The sequence below is a fragment of the Micrococcus sp. GPGPB33 genome (assembly GCF_037853785.1).
Classification (GTDB): Bacteria; Actinomycetota; Actinomycetes; order Actinomycetales; family Micrococcaceae; genus Micrococcus; species Micrococcus luteus.
In genome coordinates, this window is the sequence record NZ_JAQMWO010000002.1 from 1,377,296 (window position 1) to 1,397,400 (window position 20,105).

General features: G+C 69.3%; 17 protein-coding genes and 3 pseudogenes. 9 read left to right on the top strand and 11 right to left on the bottom strand.

Annotation, left to right across the window (positions count from 1 at the left end):
- Positions 1-106: 106 nt before the first annotated feature.
- Positions 107-394, bottom strand: a complete 288-nt coding sequence (locus POD19_RS06625) for an exodeoxyribonuclease VII small subunit (RefSeq protein WP_129867339.1) — start codon at positions 392-394, stop codon at positions 107-109.
- Positions 391-1,704, bottom strand: a complete 1,314-nt coding sequence (gene xseA / locus POD19_RS06630; protein WP_144819113.1) for an exodeoxyribonuclease VII large subunit — start codon at positions 1,702-1,704, stop codon at positions 391-393. The genes POD19_RS06625 and xseA overlap by 4 nt, the downstream gene beginning before the upstream one ends.
- Before the next feature lie 186 nt (positions 1,705-1,890).
- Here xseA and POD19_RS06635 point away from each other — a divergent pair, with 186 nt between their 5' ends.
- Genes POD19_RS06635 through POD19_RS06645 form a run of 3 tightly spaced genes read left to right on the top strand, consistent with a single transcriptional unit; the run spans position 1,891 to position 4,138 of the window.
- On the top strand, positions 1,891-2,826 hold the full coding sequence (locus POD19_RS06635; protein ID WP_340309386.1) for a hypothetical protein: 936 nt from the start codon (positions 1,891-1,893) through the stop codon (positions 2,824-2,826).
- The gene (locus tag POD19_RS06640) at positions 2,745-2,978 is read left to right on the top strand and encodes a hypothetical protein (protein ID WP_340309387.1); all 234 of its coding nucleotides are present in this window, start codon (positions 2,745-2,747) and stop codon (positions 2,976-2,978) included. Before POD19_RS06635 ends, POD19_RS06640 begins: the two co-directional genes overlap by 82 nt.
- A 53-nt stretch (positions 2,979-3,031) precedes the next feature.
- Positions 3,032-4,138, top strand: coding sequence for a 4-hydroxy-3-methylbut-2-enyl diphosphate reductase (locus POD19_RS06645; protein ID WP_144819109.1), 1,107 nt, complete (start codon positions 3,032-3,034; stop codon positions 4,136-4,138).
- 108 nt (positions 4,139-4,246) lie between these two features.
- Here POD19_RS06645 and POD19_RS06650 read toward each other — a convergent pair whose 3' ends face one another.
- The 3 genes from POD19_RS06650 to POD19_RS06660 all read right to left on the bottom strand — a co-directional run bounded on the left by POD19_RS06650 (position 4,247) and on the right by POD19_RS06660 (position 7,836).
- Entirely contained in the window at positions 4,247-5,959 is a 1,713-nt protein-coding gene (locus POD19_RS06650) for an SLC13 family permease (RefSeq protein ID WP_340309388.1), read from the bottom strand.
- A gap of 114 nt (positions 5,960-6,073) precedes the next feature.
- A complete protein-coding gene (gene rmuC, locus POD19_RS06655; protein WP_136940217.1) occupies positions 6,074-7,333 on the bottom strand; it encodes a DNA recombination protein RmuC in 1,260 nt (419 codons plus the stop codon).
- Between the two features lie 65 nt (positions 7,334-7,398).
- The gene (locus POD19_RS06660; RefSeq protein WP_095694819.1) at positions 7,399-7,836 is read right to left on the bottom strand and encodes a hypothetical protein; all 438 of its coding nucleotides are present in this window, start codon (positions 7,834-7,836) and stop codon (positions 7,399-7,401) included.
- A 56-nt stretch (positions 7,837-7,892) separates the two neighbouring features.
- On the opposite strand from POD19_RS06660, the gene POD19_RS06665 reads away from it, so the two are divergent.
- Positions 7,893-8,426: an O-acetyl-ADP-ribose deacetylase gene (locus POD19_RS06665; RefSeq protein WP_144819105.1), complete on the top strand. Its 534-nt coding sequence runs from the start codon at positions 7,893-7,895 to the stop codon at positions 8,424-8,426.
- A gap of 95 nt (positions 8,427-8,521) precedes the next feature.
- Positions 8,522-8,998 carry an Hsp20/alpha crystallin family protein gene (locus POD19_RS06670; protein ID WP_061867069.1) on the top strand — a complete coding sequence of 159 codons (477 nt, stop codon included), beginning with the start codon at positions 8,522-8,524 and terminating at the stop codon, positions 8,996-8,998.
- Between the two features lie 103 nt (positions 8,999-9,101).
- Here the strand turns inward: POD19_RS06670 and POD19_RS06675 are convergent.
- Positions 9,102-9,560: pseudogene (locus POD19_RS06675) on the bottom strand (GMC oxidoreductase); the annotation flags it as partial.
- Positions 9,561-9,946: 386 nt separating this feature from the next.
- On the opposite strand from POD19_RS06675, the gene ychF reads away from it, so the two are divergent.
- Both ychF and POD19_RS06685 read left to right on the top strand, forming a co-directional pair.
- A complete protein-coding gene (gene ychF, locus POD19_RS06680) occupies positions 9,947-11,032 on the top strand; it encodes a redox-regulated ATPase YchF (RefSeq protein ID WP_100058129.1) in 1,086 nt (361 codons plus the stop codon).
- A 990-nt stretch (positions 11,033-12,022) separates the two neighbouring features.
- Positions 12,023-12,244, top strand: a pseudogene (locus POD19_RS06685) (Cd(II)/Pb(II)-sensing metalloregulatory transcriptional regulator CmtR); the annotation flags it as partial.
- 393 nt (positions 12,245-12,637) lie between these two features.
- On the opposite strand, the gene POD19_RS06690 reads toward POD19_RS06685, so the two are convergent.
- Positions 12,638-12,976, bottom strand: a complete 339-nt coding sequence (locus POD19_RS06690) for a transposase (RefSeq protein ID WP_240739683.1) — start codon at positions 12,974-12,976, stop codon at positions 12,638-12,640.
- Positions 12,977-13,104: 128 nt separating this feature from the next.
- Here POD19_RS06690 and POD19_RS06695 point away from each other — a divergent pair, with 128 nt between their 5' ends.
- Both POD19_RS06695 and POD19_RS06700 read left to right on the top strand, forming a co-directional pair.
- Positions 13,105-13,734 carry a hypothetical protein gene (locus tag POD19_RS06695; RefSeq protein WP_129866848.1) on the top strand — a complete coding sequence of 210 codons (630 nt, stop codon included), beginning with the start codon at positions 13,105-13,107 and terminating at the stop codon, positions 13,732-13,734.
- A gap of 80 nt (positions 13,735-13,814) precedes the next feature.
- Positions 13,815-15,989 carry a phage infection protein gene (locus POD19_RS06700; protein WP_100057280.1) on the top strand — a complete coding sequence of 725 codons (2,175 nt, stop codon included), beginning with the start codon at positions 13,815-13,817 and terminating at the stop codon, positions 15,987-15,989.
- On the opposite strand, the gene POD19_RS06705 is transcribed toward POD19_RS06700, so the two are convergent.
- From POD19_RS06705 to POD19_RS06720, 4 genes and pseudogenes are all read right to left on the bottom strand, one after another.
- Positions 15,986-16,880 (bottom strand): IS5 family transposase gene (locus tag POD19_RS06705; RefSeq protein ID WP_119217896.1). Its coding sequence is split into 2 segments (ribosomal slippage): positions 15,986-16,522 and positions 16,524-16,880, totalling 894 coding nucleotides; the frame shifts between segments, so codons are not numbered across the junction. The genes POD19_RS06700 and POD19_RS06705 overlap by 4 nt on opposite strands.
- A gap of 188 nt (positions 16,881-17,068) precedes the next feature.
- A pseudogene (locus POD19_RS06710) lies at positions 17,069-17,478 on the bottom strand (SCO1664 family protein); the annotation flags it as partial.
- A 1-nt stretch (position 17,479) separates the two neighbouring features.
- Positions 17,480-18,634 carry a glycerate kinase family protein gene (locus tag POD19_RS06715; protein ID WP_100057283.1) on the bottom strand — a complete coding sequence of 385 codons (1,155 nt, stop codon included), beginning with the start codon at positions 18,632-18,634 and terminating at the stop codon, positions 17,480-17,482.
- Between the two features lie 29 nt (positions 18,635-18,663).
- Complete coding sequence (locus POD19_RS06720; protein WP_100057284.1) at positions 18,664-20,067, bottom strand: GntP family permease; 1,404 nt, start codon at positions 20,065-20,067, stop codon at positions 18,664-18,666.
- Between the last annotated feature and the right edge of the window lie 38 nt (positions 20,068-20,105).

The following is a 20,105-nucleotide window of genomic DNA, read 5'->3' on the forward strand; positions in this document are numbered from 1 at the left end:
GGAGCGAGCCGCGTGGGGGCGGGGGCCGATGGCCCCCGCCCCCACCGTTTCTCGAACGAAAGCGTGGCGGAGGCCGCCGTTTCCCGAACGAAAGTGGGGGGCGGGGTCAGCTGGCGTCGGGGGCGGCTTCGCCGCGCACCTGGTCGAGGCGGACGCGGGCGCCGTCGAGCCAGGCCTGGCAGCGGTCGGCCAGGGCCTCGCCGCGCTCCCACAGGGCCAGGGACTCCTCCAGGCCGGCGCCCCCGGTCTCCAGCCGCCCCACGGTCTCCATCAGCTCGGCGCGCGCCTGCTCGTAGCTCATCTGGGCCACGTCCGAGACGTCCGCGGAGGTGAAGCCCTCCACGCCGCTCGGGCGGCCCGCGTCCTGCGTCTGCTCCATGCCCTGCTCACTCATGCCTGTCGTGTCCTCTCGTGGGATGGGGTCGGGGTGGGCCGATGCGTCGCGACGACGTCCGCGGCGATCCGTCCGGCCGCCACGAGGATGTCGAGCCGGTCGTCCGGGGCGACCTGGTCCGCGTCGCGCACGACCTGTCCGGCGTGCTGGACCACGGCGTAGCCGCGGTCCAGGGTGCGCTGCGGGGACAGGGCGCGGACGCGGGCGCGCAGCTGCGTGAGGGCGTCCTGCTCGCGGACGAGCCGGTGGCCCAGGGCGGACCGGCCGCGCTCGCGCCACCGGTCCGTCTCCTCCTGCCGGGTGTCCACCATCACGTGCGGACGGGCCAGCACGGGCCGGGAGCGCAGGGCCGCGAGCCCCTCGGCCTCGGCGCGCACGCGGCGCTCGACGGCCGCGGCCAGCCGCAGGCGCGCGTCGGCGAGCCCGGCGGCCTCCTGGGCCGCGTCCGGGACGATCCGCTTGGCCGCGTCCGTGGGGGTGGAGGCACGCAGGTCGGCGACGTCGTCGAGGACCGGGCGGTCCGCCTCGTGGCCGATCGCCGAGACGACGGGCGTGCGCGCCACCGCCACGGCGCGCACCAACGCCTCGTCCGAGAACGGCAGGATGACCTCCTCGAGCGCGCCGCCGCCGCGGGCGATGACGATGACGTCCACGGCCGGGTCGGCGTCGAGCTCGGCGAGCGCGGCGGCCACCTGCCGAGGGGCCTCGGCGCCCTGCACGGCGACCTCACGGATCTCGAACTCGGCGGCGGGCCAGCGCAGCAGGGAGTTGCGCAGCACGTCCTTCTTCGCGTCCGAGTCGCGGCCGGTGATGAGCCCGATCCGGTGGGGGAGCAGGGGCAGGGGCCGTTTGCGCGCGGGGGAGGTCAGCCCCTCCTCGGCGAGGGCCCGGCGCAGCAGCTCCACGCGGGCCAGCAGATCGCCGAGGCCGACCGGGCGCATCTCCTGCACGTTCATGGACAGGCGCCCGGCCTTGAGCCAGAAGTTCGGCTTCACGCGCGCCACCACGCGGGAGCCCTGCTGGACGGTCCCGTCCAGGGTCATGGCGACGTTCCGCCAGGCGGTGAGCGGCAGGGAGACCTCCTCCTCGAGGTCCCGCATGGTCATGTAGACGTTGCCGCGGTTGTTCTTGAACTCGATGAGCTGGCCCTCGATCCACGTGGCGGGGGCACGCTCGATGTGGGCCTTGAGGTTCTCGGAGAGCCGGCGCAGGGGCCACGGCCGCTCAGCGGAGGTCTCGCCCGCGCGGGCGGGTGCCGAGACGGGCACGTCCGTTGCCGCCGAGGCGCCCTCGGTCACGGGCTGGTCCATCCGGGTCCCTCCTGTCCGCGCCCGGTCCGCCCGGGCACGGGCCCACCGTACCGCCCTCGCCGGACGCGCAAGACGGTACCCCGGTGTCCCCCCGGGGCCGCCGCCCCGGTCGGGGCGCTCAGACCGGGGAACCTCCGGCCAGGATCGGTACGCTCGACGGGGTCTGAACGGAATGGAAAGGACCCCATGCGCACCACCCTCAGCCTCCTCGTCGCAGCCCTGGCTGGCCTGCTGGCGGTGTTCGCGACGGCCGGCGCCCTCGTCGACGAGGCGACGCACCGCCCGGAGCTGCTGCGCGGGGTGACGGAGCAGGTCGCCGTCGACCCCGAGGTCCGCGCCGCCGTGCCGGGGGTGATCGACGACGTCGTGCACGACGCCGTCCCGGAGCAGGTGCCGGGCCCGCTGGCCCAGGCGGCCGAGGACCTGCTGCGCCCGCTGGCCCAGCGCGTGGCGGACGACCCGCAGGTGGTGCAGGGCTGGTCCGACACCGCCGACGAGGCCCGGCGCGCCTGGCTCGCCCAGCTCGAGGACCCGCAGGGCGCGGACGAGCCCGGCTCGGGCGCGGACGTGACCATCCCGTTCGGTCCCGTCGCGCAGTCCGGGATCACCGCCGCCCTGGGCGACATCGAACGTGACCTGCGCGAGGGCCGGTTCGACCTGCCCGGGCAGGCGCTGCTGGAGAGGATCGTGGGCGCGGACGTCGGCGACTGGGCCGCGGACACCCTGCTGGCGCCCCTGTACGACCGCGCCGCGGATCTGCGGGACAGCACCGCGCTGCGCATGGACGCGCGCATCGACGCCCTGGCCGGCACGGACCGGGCCACCGTGCACCGCTGGGTGGACGCCTCCGCGCACTGGCGCTGGGCCGCCGCGGCCTCCGTGCTGGCGCTCGTGGGCGCCCTGCTGCTCGCCCCCCGAGGGCGGCGGGGCCTCGCCGTGGCCGTGGCGGGTGCGGTCGCCCTGGCCGGCGGACTGATCGGCGGCGCCCGCCTGGGTCCGGACGCGGTCCACCTCACGGCACCCGAGGGGGCCTCCCCGGGGTGGCCGCGTTCGTCCAGCAGATGGAGGAGGCCGCCCGCCCGGCGTTCGCGGCCGCCGTCGCCCCCTACCCCCAGACCCTGACCACCCTGGGCTGGATCGTGCTGGCCGCGGGCCTGCTGCTGGCCCTGGCCGAGCTCTGGGTCGCTCGGCGTGGCCGGGTCCGTGCCGCCCGGGCGGACGGTCCCCCCGCGGTGGGCCGCTCCCACACCGCCGCCGACGTCACGTCGCGCTGAGCCCGCGGCGAAGCCCGGGCCCGGTCTGCGTCCCGGCCGATAGCATGGAGGGCATGTCCGCTCCTTCCGTCTCCGCCCGCCCGTCCGCCGTCGGCCTCGGGATGCCGCAGGTCCCGCGCGTTCGTCGCTCCCGTGAGGAGGTGGAGGCGGCCGCGCCCGTGTCCGGTGAGAAGCGCGTGCTGCTGGCCGCCCCCCGTGGCTACTGCGCCGGCGTGGACCGCGCCGTCGTCGCCGTCGAGAAGGCCCTCGAGCACCACGGGGCCCCCGTGTACGTGCGCAAGGAGATCGTCCACAACCGGCACGTCGTGGACACCCTGACCGAGCGCGGCGTGGTGTTCGTCGACGAGCTGGACGAGGTGCCCGAGGGTGCCCTGACCGTGTTCTCCGCCCATGGCGTGTCCCCGGCCGTCGTCGAGGAGGCCGCCCAGCGCAGCCTGCGCACCATCGACGCCACGTGCCCGCTCGTGACCAAGGTGCACCGCGAGGCCGTGCGCTTCGCCAAGCAGGACAAGCGGATCCTGCTGATCGGCCACGACGGCCACGAGGAGGTCGAGGGAACGTTCGGCGAGGCGCCCGAGCACACCACGGTGATCAACGACGTCGCCGAGGCCCGCACCGTCCAGGTGGAGGACCCGGACAACCTGATCTGGCTCTCCCAGACCACGCTCTCCGTGGACGAGACCCTCGAGATCGTCTCCGTGCTGCGCGAGCGGTTCCCGAACCTGCAGGACCCGCCCTCGGACGACATCTGCTACGCCACCTCCAACCGACAGGCGGCCATCAAGTCGATCTCGCCGGAGTGCGACCTGGTGATCATCGTGGGCTCGGCGAACTCCTCGAACTCGGTGCGCCTCAAGGAGGTCGCCGCGGAGTACGGGGCCTCCCGCGCCGAGCGCGTGGACTTCGCCAACCAGGTGGACGAGTCCTGGTTCGAGGGCGTGGCCACCGTGGGCCTGTCCTCGGGCGCGTCCGTGCCCGAGGTGCTGGTCCAGGAGGTGCTCGCGCTGCTGGCCGAGTACGGCTACGGGCAGGTGGACGAGGTGGTGACCGCCGAGGAGGACATCATCTTCTCCCTGCCCAAGGAGCTGCGCGCCGAGATGAAGCGCGTGGGCGACGACGGGCGCGCCCTCGGCGGACGCCGCCGCGACGCCGAGGCCTGACCGCGCCCCTCGTCTCCTCGCTGAGGCCCGCAGACTCGCCGTCGCGACGCCGACGTAGCGGCGAGTCTGCGGGCCTCGGTGTGTCCGGGCCGGCGGGTGGTCAGGGACTCAGAGCCCGAAGACCCAGACGAGCAGGGTCATCGACGCGATGGAGATGAGCACGGCGGCGATGATGTTCAGCCACACGCCGCCCTTCACCATCTGGCCGATGGTCACGTAGCCGGAGCCGTACGCGATGGCGTTCGGCGGGGTGGCCACGGGCAGCATGAACGCGCAGGTCGCGGCGAGGGCGACGGGCGCGGCCAGCATGAGCGGGGCGACGCCGGTGCCCAGGGCCACGCCGGAGGCGACCGGCAGGAACGTGGCCGCGGTGGCCGTGTTCGAGGTCATCTCGGTCAGCAGCAGGATGCCGACGGCGGCGATCACCACGAGCACCCACACGGGGATGTCGCCGAAGCCCTTGACCTGCTCACCGAGCCACGTGGACAGGCCCGACTTGGAGAACTGACCGGACAGGGCCAGGCCGCCGCCGAACAGCAGGAGCACGCCCCACGGCAGCTCCTTCGCGGCCTCCCAGTCGAGCAGGCGCACGCCGCGCCCGGCCCCGCCGCCGGCCGGCAGGAGGAACAGGATGAGTCCGACGACCATGGCGATGGCCGCGTCCGAGAGCAGCGGGGACTCCAGGCCCAGGACGTACTCGGAGATCAGCGGCACGGTGATCCAGGCCAGCGCGGCGAGGATGAAGACGGCGAGGACCTTGGCCTCGGGGGCGCTCATGCGGCCGAGGCGGGCCAGCTCGGTGGCGATCAGGTCGCGGCCGCCGGGGACCTCGTCGATCTCGGGGCGGAACAGCACGCGGGTGAGCAGGAACCAGCACGCGAAGAGCAGCACGACGGCGATCGGCACGCCGACCAGCATCCACTGGCCGAAGCCGATCTCCACGCCGTGCTCGGCGGCCATGTGGCCCGCGAGCAGGGTGTTGGGCGGGGTGCCGATGATGGTGCCGAGCGAGCCGATGGACGCGGCGTAGGCGATGCCGAGCATGAGCGCGGTGCCGAAGTTCGTCTTCGTCAGGGAGCGGATCTCGGCCTGCGTGGGGGCCTCGCCGGGCGCGGATGCGGGCGCGGCGGGGCGGTCGGCCTGGTCCGCTGCCTCGTCCCCGGTCAGGGCGCCGTCCGTGCCGTAGCGCTGGACGAGCACGAGGATGGACACGCCGATGGGGAGCATCATCACGGCGGTGGCGGTGTTGGACACCCACATGGAGATGAACCCGGTGGCGATCATGAAGCCCAGGACGAGGTTCACGGTCCTGGCGCCCATGAACGTCAGGACGCCGAGCGCGATGCGCCGGTGCAGGTTCCAGCGCTGCATGGCCAGGGCGAGCATGAAGCCGCCCATGAACAGGAAGATGATGTTGTTGCCGTAGCTCGCGCCGACGGCGTCGAAGGTGATGCCGCCGTCGGACTCCTCGGCGGGCACGCCGAGCGGGAAGACCACGAGCGGCAGCAGGGCGGTGGCGGGGATGGGCAGGGCCTCGGTCATCCACCACACGGCCATGAGCACGGCGGTGGCGGCGACGAGGCGGGGCCAGACGCCGAGGTCGCCCGGCATCAGCAGGAACAGGGCGACGGCGAGCAGGGGGCCGGCCACGAGGCCGATGATGCGCTTGACGTTCTCGCCGCCGGGCAGCGGCTCGTCACGCATGCCCGGGGAGAGCTCGTGTTCGAACTCCTGGGCGGCCGCCCGGGGGTTGAAGCGGGAGACGTGCTCGTTGACGTTGCTCGGCGGGGGGTCGATCGGGACTCCACGGGGCCTCCTCATCAAGTCAGGCCCTCGGCGCGGCCTGGCAATTCTCTGTGAGTTTCACGGTAGCAAGTGGCCCGGGACACGGAAAGACGACGTCGGGGCCGCGACGGCCCACCCGCCCGGCCCTGCTCACGCCTCCCGCGCCGACTCCGCCCGACGACGGCGCAGCTCGTCCTCCTCCACGCCCGCGACCAGTTCCGGGGCGGCCAGGGGCCGGGGCGCGGACTCGAGCGTGCGGATGTCCGGCGTGGGGGCCAGGCCCGGGTCGGCGTCGCGGAGGCGCCGGGCGGCGGGGAGCACGCGCGACTCGACGTTGCCGACGAGCTGGTTGTAGCGGTCCACGGCGGTCTTGAGGGATCCGCCCATGCGGTCCAGGTGGGTGCCGAGCGTGCCGAGGCGCTCGTAGAGGTCCTTCGCGCTGGCCACCACGGTGTGGGCGTTCTCGGCCAGGGTGTCCTGCCGCCAGGCATAGGCCACGGACTTCAGGGCGGTCAGGAGGGAGACGGGGGCGACGAGCGCGACGTTCCGGGAGAACGCGTGGTCCAGCAGCCCGGGGTCCGCGTCCAGGGCCGCGGCCAGGAGTGACTCGGCGGGCAGGAAGCACAGGACCAGCTCGGGGGAGTGCTCGAGGCCGGCCCAGTAGGACTTCGCGGAGAGCTGGTCCACGTGGCGGCGCACGGCCGCGGCGTGCTGGGCGGCCAGCGCCTGACGCCGCTCGTACGCCTCCTCGCCGGGCTCATCCGCGAGGGCCTCGGCGGCCAGCGCGTCCCCGATGGGGGCCTTGGCGTCCACGGCCATGGCCTTGCCGCCGGGCAGGGACACCACGAGGTCCGGGCGGAGGCGCTCGCCGTCCCTGCCGGACAGCGTGGCCTGCTCCGTGAAGTCCACGTGGTGGAGCATGCCCGCCGCCTCGACGACCCGCCGCAGCTGCGCCTCGCCCCAGTGGCCCCGCGCGGAGGTGGACTTGAGGGTGGCCATGAGCGACGTGGTCTGGTTCAGCAGGTCCCGGTCCGTGGCCGCGGCGGCGCGGAGCTGCTCCCCGAGCCGGCCGAACTGGGACGCCCGGTCCCGTTCCAGCACGCTCACCTGCTCCTGGAGCGCCGCCAGCCGCTGGCCCAGCGGGGCGAGCGTGGACATCACCTGGGACTCCGCGCGTTGGCGTTCGGCGTCCTCGGCGCGCGCGGCCGTGAGCGCGCGCTGCTCCGCCCGGGCGGCCGCGAGCTCCTCTCGCGTCCCCTGGTGCTCGGTGCGCAGCGCGGCCAGCTCGGCCTGGGCCCGGCGGGCCTCCTCACCGCCGCCGGCCGCCCGGCGCCACATGAGCCACGCGCCCACCAGGGCACCCAGCACAAGTCCGAGGATGAGGGCGAGCAGCAGGCTGAGGATCTCCATGACCCCACCCTCGCAGGCCGCACGGACACGGTAGGCCGCGGCGCGCCGTCGTCGTGGTGGGCGGCTCAGCCGAAGAGCGGGTTGGGGCCGTTGGCCACGACCTGCGGGTCGCCGTCGACGCGGGCGGCGATGCCCGCCGCGGCCACACCGGGCAGATAGGGGAAGACCATGCGGGTCGAGGCCAGGGCGGCGGCGTCGAAGGCCTCCACCGCGACGGCCGGGCGGGGCCCGTCCGCCGTCTCGATCTCGCCGTCGAACACGGCCACCGCCCGCGTGGGGCGCGGGCTGATCTTCGCGACCGTGGCGGCCGCCTGCTCGGGCTCGAGGTCCGGGTGCTCCCACATGCCGCGCTGGCCGTCGGCGGCGACGGCGAGGATCGTCGGGGCGAACACGGGCTGCCGGCCGAGCGTGTCGAACACGTGCTCCACCGCGAGGCTGATCAGCGGCAGCAGCTCGCCGCCGGGAGGCGTGGGGGTCGGTCCGGTGGGCGTCGGGGTGCTCATGGGGCCGAGGCTACCGGCCCTGTCCGACGGCGCCCACCCGCGCCTAGCGTGAACCCATGCAGCTCACCATCGCCCCCGGGGACATCACGGCCACGCACGCGGACGCCGTCGTCAACGCCGCCAACTCCACCCTGCTCGGCGGCGGAGGCGTGGACGGCGCCATCCACCGGCGCGGCGGCCCCGAGATCCTGGCCGAGTGCCGCCGCCTGCGCGAGACCGACCTGCCGGAGGGGCTGCCCGCCGGGCAGGCCGTCGCGACGACGGCGGGGCGCCTGCCCGCGCGCTGGGTCATCCACACGGTGGGCCCGGTGTGGGCCAAGACGATCGACAAGTCCGACACCCTCGCCTCGTGCTACCGCGAGTCCCTGAAGGTGGCGGCCGGGCTCGGCGCCCGGACGGTCGCGTTCCCGGCGATCTCCGCGGGGATCTACGGCTGGCCCATGGAGGACGCGGCGCGGATCGCCGTCGAGACCTGCCACGCGATGGCGGACGAGGTGGGCGGCACCGTGGAAGAGGTGCTGTTCGTGCCCTACGGCGACACGGCGGAGGCCGCGTTCCGGACCGTCCTGGACAGGGTTGAGCGGGACTGACTCAACTCCGTGGAATACCCCGTGGGGGGACGGCGTTGCACAGGACAGTCGCCGCTCAACCGGAGCGGCCCGCCCTGCATGAGGAGTGATCGACCATGGCTCGTCCCATTGATCCGTTCCGCGAGATGGAGCGCCTGATGACCGGCTTCGCCCGCACCTCCGGCGCCGCCTCCATGCCCATGAACCTCTACCGCGAGGGCGACGTGTTCGTCGCCGAGGTGGAGCTGCCGGGCGTGGACCCGAGCTCGATCGACGTGGACGTCGAGGAGCGCACGCTCACCGTCCGCGCCGAGCGCAAGGAGGCCCCCGCCGGGGAGGACCGTCGCTGGCTCACCAAGGAGCGTCCGGCCGGCACCTTCGCCCGCCAGCTCAACCTCGGCCAGGGCCTGGCCCTGGACAAGATCGAGGCCGACTACAGCGACGGCGTGCTGCTGCTGACCATCCCGGTGGCCGAGCAGGCCAAGCCGCGCAAGATCCAGGTCAAGCACACCGGCTCCGCCGCCCAGGTGGAGGGCGAGGCCGTAGAGGGTGAGGCCGTGGAGGGCTCCGCCGCCGAGGCCTCCGGCGAGTGATCGCCCTCTGACGGAGCCGTGGCCGGCGTGACCGGCGCGCGGCCCGTTCCCCGAACGCAGATGCGGCGGGCCCCAGCGGGGGCCCGCCGCATCTGCGTGGTGGTCAGGAGCGGTCGGCCAGGATCAGCTGCGCAGCCTTCTCACCGATCATGAAGCACGTGATGTTGGGGTTCACGGTCACGTGCTCGGGCATCACGGAGTCGTCGGCGACGCGCAGCCCCGTCACGCCCTTGACGCGCAGGCGGGCGTCGAGCGGGCTCATGGCGTCGGCGTCGGCGTCGGCGCCCATGCGCACCGAGCCCACCGGGTGATACACGGTGTTGTGGGTGCGGCGCACGTCGTCGGCGATCTGCTCATCCGTCTGCGCCTGCTCGCCCGGGGCGAGCTCCCGGCCGACCCACTCCGCCATGGCCGGCTGGGAGACGATCTCCCGGGCCAGTCGGATGCCGGCCACCGCGACGGCCATGTCATGGCCCTCCGGGTCGGTGAAGTAGCGCGGGTCCACGGCCGGCTTGTCCCGGTAGTCGTTGGAGCGCAGGCGCACGGTGCCGCGGACCTCGGCGTCGGGCGGACCCGGTGGCCCTGCGGTCTCGGCTGTCGCCCACTGTTCGGCAGACACAGGTGTGCGTCCTCTCATCGGGGTCAGGGCGACCCGACCACCCTCCAGATCGGTCATCTGGGCGGGGCTGCGTGCTGGGCGGTGCGAGTCTCTGGGTTCCGTGGGGGCTGGGGCTGGCGGGCCCCGTGGCCGCTGGGCCTCTGGGTTCCGTGGGCGGAAAAGCGAAGGTTTTTGCCCCCGGACGCGAAAACCCTGCCGGTTCTGCCCCCGGAACGGGGGAGAGCGCGCTTTCTGCCCACGGAGCGGGCGGGGCTGCTGGTTCTGCCCATGGAATGGGGCCGGTGCGGGACGCGTCCGCCTCGGCGGGCCCGCCGGTAGACTGCCGGACTGTGGCTTTGACTATCGGATTCGTGGGACTGCCCAACGTGGGCAAGTCGACCCTGTTCAACGCGCTGACGCGCCAGACCGTGCTCGCGGCGAACTACCCGTTCGCGACGATCGAGCCGAACGTGGGCGTGGTGAACCTGCCGGACGAGCGTCTGCCGCAGCTGGCCGAGATCTTCGGCTCCGAGCGCATCCTGCCGGCGACGGTGTCCTTCGTGGACATCGCCGGCATCGTCAAGGGCGCCTCTGAGGGGGAGGGCCTGGGCAACCAGTTCCTGGCGAACATCCGCGAGGCCCACGCGATCGCCCAGGTGGTGCGCGCGTTCGACGACGGCGACGTCGTCCACGTGGACGGCAAGGTGGACCCGGCCTCGGACATGGAGACCATCAACACCGAGCTGATCATCGCGGACATGCAGACCGTGGAGAAGGCGATCCCGCGCGTCGAGAAGGAGGTCAAGGGCAAGAAGAAGGAGCCCGCCGACCTCGAGGCGCTCAAGGCCGCGCTCGCGGTGCTGGAGCGGGGCGAGACGATCTTCGCGGCGAAGGACAAGGACAAGCTGGACATGGACCGGCTGCGGGAGCTGAGCCTGCTCACCGCCAAGCCGTTCATCTACGTGTTCAACTCGGACGAGGGTGTGCTGGGGGATGAGGCCAAGCAGCAGGAGCTGCGCGATCTGGTGGCCCCCGCCGAAGCCGTGTTCCTGGACGCCAAGCTCGAGTCCGACCTCGTGGAGCTCTCCGAGGAGGAGGCCGCCGAGATGCTGGAGATGGCCGGGCAGGACGAGTCCGGGCTGGACCAGCTGGCCCGCGTGGGCTTCTCCACTCTCGGCCTGCAGACGTACCTGACGGCGGGGCCGAAGGAGACGCGAGCGTGGACGATTCCGGTCGGCGCGACGGCGCCCGAGGCCGCCGGCGTGATCCACACCGACTTCCAGCGGGGTTTCATCAAGGCGGAGATCGTGTCCTTCGAAGACCTGATCGCTGCCGGCTCTATGGCGGAGGCCAAGGCCGCCGGCAAGGTGCGCATGGAGGGCAAGGACTACGTGATGAAGGACGGCGACGTGGTGGAGTTCCGCTTCAACGTGTGAGCCCTTCGCGGTCGTTGAGCGAGCGTAGCGAGGCGAACGCGCTTATATCGGCCGGATTGCTGCGCTACATGTGGCCTTCTGTGCGCGCGTAGAGATATCTTGAGCAAGTGCCAACTATCCTGCCTGAGCGGACGATCGATTCGCTCTTCGCCTTCGAAGTGCTCGCGGCGTTGCCAACGGCAAAGGTCTACTCGCCAGCTAACAATGCTGGGCCAGGAACGCCAGACCACGTGGTCACAGTTTCATCTGGATCGATCGTGTTCGAGCTCAAGACGTTGTCTTCTGGTACTGCCACGGGGGCTCCGTGGTACGTGGACGTGCCCCGCACCCAGTTGAGCAGCTACGTAGGAACGGCGGCGAATGTCACCTACGTGTTGCCTGCTGAGCCCGCGAATCGGTTCATGCCATGGCTGCGTGCCTGTACTACAGATCCTGACTCCAGGGGACGGTGCCAAGCGTGCTACGCGAGTTCGACAGCAGGTGACGCGGCATCCCGGCGACGTTGGTCCGGGATACTCCCGAGGTGGCAGTCGGAACCGCCCGAAGTGCAACTTCAACCGTGGTTCAATCACTGGGCATGGTGCCTGCCAGCGTCAATGCTTGATGCACATCTCAGGGCTAAGGGCACGACGCCGGGCACGGCTAGGTCCTGGCATGTTTCGGCGCAGGATGCAGCGTTGGGCAGCCTCCCCGGCGCAGTTCGGCTCTGTCATCTTCTTCAGGGCCTTACTGCCTTGAGCGCGTCGACGCCTCCTGGTCCTGGCGGTGTCGATGGCGACAGCGGCGACGGGCCATCACCGGAAACCGATCTCCCTGATTTCGGGGATGGGCGCGTTGAAAACGCTGACGGCAACAACAGCCCATCTGATGGCACGAGTCGAATCGACCTCGAGGTGTTCCAGTGTCCTGAGGACACTGAACTGATCCAGGCCGAGGAATCGCATCTCGTTGTCGTGTCGGCGTAAGGCTGTCATCGAGCCGCGAGGAGCGCGCACCAACGTCTCCAACCAGCCGCCCTGCCTGCGCGGCCGCGGGATCGTCGTCGCAGGGCCGAAGGGTCAGCAGATCCGTTACAAGACCGCAGCTCCTCACATCGCCGCCGCGCTCACCGCTCTGGTTGACGTCACCCTTGCCGTCGACCAGAGCGTGCCGTGCATCGGCCTCCGGCGTACGGTCCCGGGCTGCTGCGACATCGAAGGAGCCATGCGATGAGCGACGAGTGCTGCGGTAATGACGAGTCAAGCCGACCGAAGGAAGGGGTCCGTCGTGCGCGCCTGGAGTAGATCGGTGTCGTGCCAGAGGTTGGCAGCTGTGGCGACGTCGTGGAGTTCCGCTTCAATGTTTAAGAAACGGCATGTCAGACCGTACTTTTGAGAGCATCACGACTTCTGCTTCTCCCTGATTGCGACGTGAGCGGGGGACAGCTGTGGAACCGGCTCTCATCAGGTGTTTTGCTCGACGGGGTGCGGTGCGCGGATGTTCGGGTCAGTGCTCGGCCGCCGGAAAAGCTGCCGGGTCGAGCGGGCAGATCTGCGTCCTGCCGTCGCTCAGAGCGTCCCGTGCCTGACTCAAAAAGTCGGCTTGTCTCAAAACGGAAGTCCTCACTCAAGTGGGTCCCTCCGCCAGCGTTTGGGTGATCTCGTCCCACTGGGAGCTCGCGATCAATTGGTTGTGCCGGCGCAAGGCGGTCTGCCATGACCCGAACTCTGCTGGGAGCTCGCGCCACGTGATGCCAGTGCGGGTCTTGTAGAAAGCCGCGTTGACGATCGTGCGTACGTCAGTGCGTGGCCGCCCGCGGCGAGGGCCTTCTTCAGTGCGAACGATGTGCTTGATCCAGCTCCCTTGTTCATCTGTGAGTTGTTGATAGTCGGGCTGGAGGCCCTCGGTGACACTGCTGTCGGCATCAACTTTCGCCTGGTCATCGATTCGCACGGCTTTGACCACGCCGCGGATGACGGCGCATTCGGTGCATGGGACGATTGGCTCTCCTGGATGGCGTCAGAGCGTGCCTGAAGCTGACTATGGCGGGGCCGATGTCACTTCGGAACTTGCTCGCTGGCATGATTGGGATCGTGGCCTTGGAAGACGAACCCGTCCTCATCGATGCGCTCGTTGAGTGGCTAATGCCGCCTGATCTCGTGGCGCGACCCAAGGCCGAGCAGCTTGCCGTCGGCACCGCGCTGCTCCACCGGCTGAAGGGAGCTCTCGCCAACGATCCAGAATCACTCACCCGTCAGATGTCCCGGCGGCAGGTCAGCCCGGAGCTCCCGCAACTCATCGGTGAGGTTGTCATGGCGGCGGCCTGGGCCGAGGATGCCGCTGGTACCTTCCTGCAGGCGATCTCGGGCGACTGGGATACGCGGGCAAGAGGTTACGACGACACCAGCTCACGTCTCGTCAAAGCCCTCCGAGACACGGCCCCGAAAGCGCTCGTCGACCGCTTGGAGGTAGCGCTTGAGCTCCGCCACTTCGTCGTTCATGGCGTGTGGGTCAACGGCGCGTTCGTCAAGAACCCGGACACGGGCGAGCCGTTCGACTTCGTGTCCATGAAGCGCGGGTACCGGACAGCGGCCCCGGCGAGGGACACTAAGGCCTTCATGAAGTCGGCCCTGAAATGGCTCTCCCGCGAGTTTTGGGAAATTGAAGACGAGCTCGAGACGCTCCATTCCGAGGTGCTCTTCGGCAATGGTATGCCTGAGTAGGCGGCCCCAAGGTGCTGCTGCCGGCAGTGGCTCATCCTGTTTATGCCGCGCGGAGCCCGTGTGCACCGTAGTCTGTTGGCATGAAGACGCTTAAGGTCGAGCTGACCAATTGCCACGGTATCCGATCGTTTGACGCGACGCTGGACTTTGGAGACCGCAACGCAGTGGGTATCTACGCGCCCAACGGCACGATGAAGACCTCCTTCGCCCGGACGTTTAAGGACTTCGCCACGGGCAAGGAGACGACCGACCGAGTCTTCCCTGACCGGGAGTCCTCTCGCTTGATCACGGACGAGAACGGCCAGTCGCCAGACCCCCGCAGCGTCGCCGTTGTCCTGTCCTACGACGAGGAGCTCGGCCCGACGGAGTCGACCTCGACACTGCTCGTGAACCCTGAGCTTAGGAAGGAGTACGAAGAGCTCCAGGTGGAGCTCCTCGATGCCCGCGATGCCTTGGTCAAGGAGTTGAAGGCTCAGTCGGGTGCGAAACAGGACGTAATCTCGACGATCTCGAGGGTCTTCACGCAGAGCGATGACAAGTTCTACGATGCTCTCGTCCGCATTGCCTACGAGGTCGAGCAGCTCGAGGACACTCGGTTTGCCGACCTGCCCCACGATGTGCTCTTCAACGACAAGGTGGCCACCGCGCTCAAGGGTGCTGACGTCCAAGCCCAGCTGGCAGCGTATGTGACCCGGCTGAACCAGCTTCTCGACGAGTCCACGTTCTTCAACCGGAGTTCGTTCACGTACTACAACGCTGCGAACGTTACGAAGAGCCTCGGTGTCAACGGCTTCTTCACCGCTCAGCATTCGCTTCTACTGCACGGCGAGGACGAGCCCCGCCAGATCACGAGCGACGCTGACCTGCAGGCGCTGATCACCGAAGAGAAGAAGCGTATTAGCGATGATGATGCGCTACGCAAGAAGATGGAAGGTGTCGAGCGCGCCGTCCAGCGCAATGAGGACACGCGAAAGTTCTTCGAGTTCATCGCGAATCGCGAAGACCTCCTCCCGGAGTTCGCCAACGTCCAGACCTTCCATCAGAACGTCTGGATGTCCTATCTCAAGGCGCACGAGGAGGCGTACCTGCGCGTCGTGACGTGCTACAAAGACACCGAGAAGCGCCGTAAGGCTATCGAACAGCAGGCGGCTACCGAAAGCACCCAGTGGGACAAGGTCATTAAGATCTTCAACGAGCGCTTTTTCGTGCCGTTCACTCTACGCGCGGAGAACAAGCACCAAGTGGCCCTCGGCCAGGACTCCATGCTAAAGCTCGTCTTCGAGTTTAATGACGGCCAGGAGTCCGCCAGCGTCGAGCGGGATGACCTTCTGTCAGTGCTCAGCAACGGCGAGAAGAAGGCGCTTTACATCCTCAACGTCCTCTTCGAGATGGAAGCACGCAAGGCGACGGGTCGGGAGACGGTCTTCATCATTGATGACCTCGCCGACTCGTTCGACTACAAAAACAAATACGCCATCATCCAATACCTCAAGGAGATGGCTGATCACGCAAACTTCAAGCTGATCCTCCTCACGCACAACTTCGATTTCTTCCGCACGCTTCTTAGTCGAGGTGTCGTTGGCTACAACAGGTGCTTTATGGCGCAGAAGGGCGAGGGGAAGGTCTCGCTGAACCAAGCCAGCCACGTGAAGAACCCATTCATCTATGGTTTCAAGAAGAACTTCTTTGGCAACGGCATGCAGCGTATTGCTTCGGTGCCGTTCGTGCGCAACATCCTCGAATACACCAGGGGTGAGGATGACCCCGACTACCTGAAGCTGACCTCGCTGTTGCATTGGAAGGCAGAATCGGCGAGCATCGACAACGCCGAGCTTGACCGGATTTTCAACGAGACCTTCCAGTCGAGCAAAAAGAAGAAGTGGAATGCTGGCACTAAGCCGGTTATCGACTTGCTGCTCGAGCAGGCAGAGGAGGCGCTCATCGCAGACGAGGCCATCAACTTCGAGAACAAGGTCGTGTTGTCCATCGCCACCCGCATTGTCGCGGAGCAGCATATGGTGGCCGTCCTTGACGACCCGACGTTCACGGATGGGATCACTGGGAACCAGACCCAGGCGCTCTTCCAGGCGTACAAGGGCCGGGGCCACGGAACCGACGAGTCACGCCGCATACTCGACGACGTCGTGCTCATGACGCCGGAGAACATCCACGTGAACTCGTTCATGTACGAGCCGATCATTGATCTCTCAGACGCGGCCCTGCGTGAGCTCTTCACTCGGGTGAAGAGCCTCTAGGGCGTGTCTGACAATCGTTTGGACCACGCGATCACCGCGTTCAGCACCACGGCGGCCCGGTAGACGGTGGAGTACTTGTCATACCGGGTTGCCAGCCCGCGCCACTGCTTGAGTTGGGCGTACTGGCGCTGGATGACGTTGCGGCCCTTGTAGGCGGCCGCGTCGAGGCCCACGGGCCTACCACCGCGGGGGCCGCGGCGTCTGCGATGGCCCTGCTGGTCGGCCGGCTCGGGGATGACCGCCTTGATCCGGCGGGCACGCAGGTGGGCGCGGATCGCCCGTGATGAGTACGCCTTGTCGCCCAGGAGCGCGTCCGGGCGGGTCCGGGGCCGGCCCACCGGGCGGGCCACGTGCAGCTGCCCCAGCAGGGGCAGCAGCATGGGCGAGTCTCCTGCTTGGCCGGCGGTGATCAGGCTGACCAGCGGCAGCCCGGCCCCGTCCACGAGCTGATGGATCTTCGTGCTCAGCCCGCCGCGAGAACGTCCGATGCCGTGATCGGCCGGCTCTTCACGCGGATTCTTGTAGTTCGATCCATCCCCCTGTGTGGCGGGTGGTGTTCGTGGCGTGCTGGTGAGCGCGGGCGATCGTGGAGTCCACCGAGACCGACCAGTCCACCAAGCCCTGCGCGTCAGCGGCGGCGGTCAGCTTTGTCAGCACCGTGTCCCAGGTGCCCTCGGCCGCCATCCGGCGGTGCCAGGTCCACACGGTCTGCCAGGGCCCGTAGACCTCGGGCAGATCCCTCCAGGCAATCCCGCACCGGTACCGGTTGATGATTGCCTCCACCATCGTGCGGGCATCCGAGAACGGCCGGCCCTGCCGACCGGTCCGGGTCGGGAGCATCGGGGCGATCAGTTCCCATTGGGCATCGGAGAGCATCTGGAAACGAGACATGCCTTTCAGGGTGTCAGCCGGCCCCTGGACTCATTGTCAGACACGCCCTAAGTCCGAGGTGCTCTGTCCCTCCTGGCTCACAACTATGGAACGCCGCAGGGGAGTCGGCTCGCCTTGAGTCACGTGATGGGCGACGGACGCGGTGACCCTCGGCCTTCCTGGCCCGCCGCACTCAGGGCCCCTTCAGCTCAGAACAGCGGCCAAGGCACGGTCGGCGTCAGCCCGCTCGGGGCAGGGCAGATTCCGTCGTCGAACAACTGGGTAAGCGTTCGGCAAGGGCGCCGATCTCGTCGGCACTGAGCAACTCCCCGAGCCTTCGCCCCAGCTCGCCGTCGAGCTCCGCGACTACCCGGCCGACGCCGTCGCGCTCCTCCTCGCTCAGCGCCTCGCCCAGCCATCCCCACAGCACGGTCCGCAGCTTGTCCTGCACGTGGAACGTGAGCCCGTGGTCCACCCCGTACCGGTGACCGCCGGGCATGGCGAGGATGTGGGCGCCCTTGCGGTCGGCGTTGTTGACGATCACGTCGAACACCGCCATGCGGCGCAGCGCCACCGAGTCCTCGTGGGCTAGGACGAGCCTCCGCCCGTCCTCACCCTCCTCACCGTGTGAGCCCGGCGGGGGAGCAGGCCATCACCAGCCGCCCGACGTCGCGGGCGGTCGCGGTCAGGTCCTCTGCTGTACGGCGGATCGCTGTCGCCAGGTCCTGGGGCCCGCGGCCAATGGGCACGATCGCGGTGATGCCCTCGTCGTAGAGGGTGTCCGCGTCCTGCCCCACGGAGCCGGTGAGGACGATCACCGGGATCGCACGGCCGGCTGCGCGCACGGCCTGGGCCACGCCGACCGGCACTTTCCCGGCCAGGGACTGGCCGTCGATGCGCCCCTCCCCGGTGATGACGAGGTCAGCGGTCTTCACGAGGTCGTGGAAACCCGCCGTCTCGAGGACGACGTCGATACCCGGCTTCAAGGTGGCCCCGATGAAGGCGTGCAGGCCACCGGCGAGACCCCCCGCCGCTCCCGAACCGGGGAGCGCATCGATCACGACCCCGAGGTCTCGCTCGATGATGCCCGCGAGATGGACCAGTCCGGTGTCCAGGCTCGCCACTGATGCAGGATCCGCCCCCTTCTGGGGGCCGAACACGTGGGCTGCACCCTGCGACCCCGTGAGGGGGTTGCTGATGTCACACATCACCTCCACGTCGACGTCGCGGAGCCGGTCTCGTGCCGGGGTGGAGTCGATCCGCGCAATCCGGGTGAGGGTGTCGCCGGTCGGGACGAACTCCTCACCTGCGGCGTCGAGGAACCGGACGCCGAGGGCCGCGGCAGCGCCCGTGCCGCCGTCCGTCGTCGCGCTCCCGCCGGCCCCGACGATGACTCTGCGCGCGCCAGCGGACACCGCGTCGAGGATCTGCTCGCCGACCCCGAACGTCGTGGCCCGCCCCGTGTCCTCGCGTCCGGAGGCGAGAGGAAGGCCGGCACATGAGGCTGTCTCCACCACCGCCACGTCCGGCTCGACCAGTCCGTAGTGGACGGGCACGCGTTCGCCGTAGAACACCCCGCAGACGGTCGCGGATCGCAAGGCGCCCCCTGCGGCAGCCACGAAGGCCTCGACGGTGCCCTCCCCGCCGTCGGCGATGGGCACCACGAGAACCTCGGTGTCGGTGACCGACGCGAGACCCGTCGCGATCGCGGAGCCCGCCTCCCGCGACGACAGGGCCCCCTTGAACGAGTCCGGGATGACGATGATGCGCTGCACGCGTGGATCTCCTGAGTCAGGTGACGGGGTCAGACGAGGACGAGGCCGAGGATCCAGATGAACACGATGGAGGTGAGTCCCATCAGGAGCGTGACCATCGTCTGGGTGCGGTAACCCTGCGAGGGCGTCATGCCGCTGAAGTTGGTGACCACCCAGAAGTACGAGTCGTTGGCGTGGGAGACGGTCATGGCGCCGGCTGCAATGGCCATGACCACGAGCGCGCTGGCCACCGGGGTCTCGAAGCCCAGTGCGGGCATCATCGGGAAGACCATGGCCGACGTGGTCGTGAGGGCCACGGTGGAGGAGCCCTGCGCGGTCTTCAGGACGGCGGAGACGAGGAAGGGGAAGAACAGTCCGATGACCGACAACGGCGCAGCGTTGCTCTCGATGAAGGTGACGAGGTCGGTGGCGGCGATGACGCGCCCCAGCACACCGCCGGCCGCCGTGATGAACAGAATGGGGCCGACGACCCGGAGGGTCTCCTCTGTCAGGTCGTAGAACGTCTCGCCACGGCGCACGCTGAACAGCACGCCGACTGCGCAGAGGGTGCCGACGGCGAGCGCGATCATCGGCGTGCCGAGGAATCGGGCGAAGTCACCCGCGGGGCCGGTCCACTTCTGGACGGATGCGAGCGAGCCGAGAGCCATGAGCAGGATGGGGGCGATGATGGGCGCGAAGGACGCAGCGGTCCCAGGCATCCGCCCGTAGGACCGGCGAAGCGCGTCGTAGGCCGCCTCCAGCTCATCCGTATCCTCCGTGCCGGTCTCCTCAGGGGAGGTCACCCGCTTGCCGATGTAGAGGGCGTACAGGTACGCGACGAGGAGTGCGGGGATCGAGACGAGGACGCCGAGGCCGATCACCAACAGAAGGTGGTCGCCGATGCCGAGGTTCTGGGCCGCTGCGATGGGCCCCGGGGTCGGCGGGATGAAGACGTGCGAGGTGTACAGGCCTGCCGCCAGGGCCACGGTCATCGCCACGGGTGACGCCCCGGTACGACGGGCCAGGGCCTTGCGGATGGGGTTGAGAATGACGAATCCGGAGTCGCAGAACACGGGGATGGAGACCACCCAGCCCATGAGCTGCATGGCCAGGACGGGGTAGCGCTTGCCGACGACCCTCACGAGCGCATCGGCGATCCTGAAGGCGCCGCCGGTGCGCTCCAAGATGAGTCCGATGAGCGTGCCCAGGATGATGACGATGCCGATCGAGGTGAAGATCCCGGAGAATCCCTCCCCGATCACGTCGGCGATGCCCTTGACGGGCGCTTCCCCTTCGGCGCCGGTCGACTTCACCAGCGGTATCCCACCGATGATCCCCAAGGCGAAGGCGACGGCCATGATCGAGAGGAAGGGGTGGATCTTCCATCTGGAGATCATGACGATCATCAGGGCGACGGCGAGGATGAAGACGAGCAGAAACGGTATTCCAGTCATCGGAAGTCCTTTGTGCGGCAGGGGATTCTAGCCAGACT

Excerpts from the sequence above, each read along its gene's own strand:
- POD19_RS06665 (WP_144819105.1), top strand. The coding sequence starts at position 7,893 with ATGCAGCTCACCATCGCCCCCGGGGACATCACGGCCACGCACGCGGAC.
- POD19_RS06625 (WP_129867339.1), bottom strand. The coding sequence starts at position 394 with ATGAGTGAGCAGGGCATGGAGCAGACGCAGGACGCGGGCCGCCCGAGC.
- POD19_RS06720 (WP_100057284.1), bottom strand. The coding sequence starts at position 20,067 with ATGACTGGAATACCGTTTCTGCTCGTCTTCATCCTCGCCGTCGCCCTG.
- POD19_RS06635 (WP_340309386.1), top strand. The coding sequence starts at position 1,891 with ATGCGCACCACCCTCAGCCTCCTCGTCGCAGCCCTGGCTGGCCTGCTG.
- POD19_RS06660 (WP_095694819.1), bottom strand. The coding sequence starts at position 7,836 with ATGAGCACCCCGACGCCCACCGGACCGACCCCCACGCCTCCCGGCGGC.
- POD19_RS06700 (WP_100057280.1), top strand. The coding sequence starts at position 13,815 with ATGAAGACGCTTAAGGTCGAGCTGACCAATTGCCACGGTATCCGATCG.
- POD19_RS06650 (WP_340309388.1), bottom strand. The coding sequence starts at position 5,959 with ATGAGGAGGCCCCGTGGAGTCCCGATCGACCCCCCGCCGAGCAACGTC.
- POD19_RS06670 (WP_061867069.1), top strand. The coding sequence starts at position 8,522 with ATGGCTCGTCCCATTGATCCGTTCCGCGAGATGGAGCGCCTGATGACC.
- rmuC (WP_136940217.1), bottom strand. The coding sequence starts at position 7,333 with ATGGAGATCCTCAGCCTGCTGCTCGCCCTCATCCTCGGACTTGTGCTG.
- POD19_RS06645 (WP_144819109.1), top strand. The coding sequence starts at position 3,032 with ATGTCCGCTCCTTCCGTCTCCGCCCGCCCGTCCGCCGTCGGCCTCGGG.
- xseA (WP_144819113.1), bottom strand. The coding sequence starts at position 1,704 with ATGGACCAGCCCGTGACCGAGGGCGCCTCGGCGGCAACGGACGTGCCC.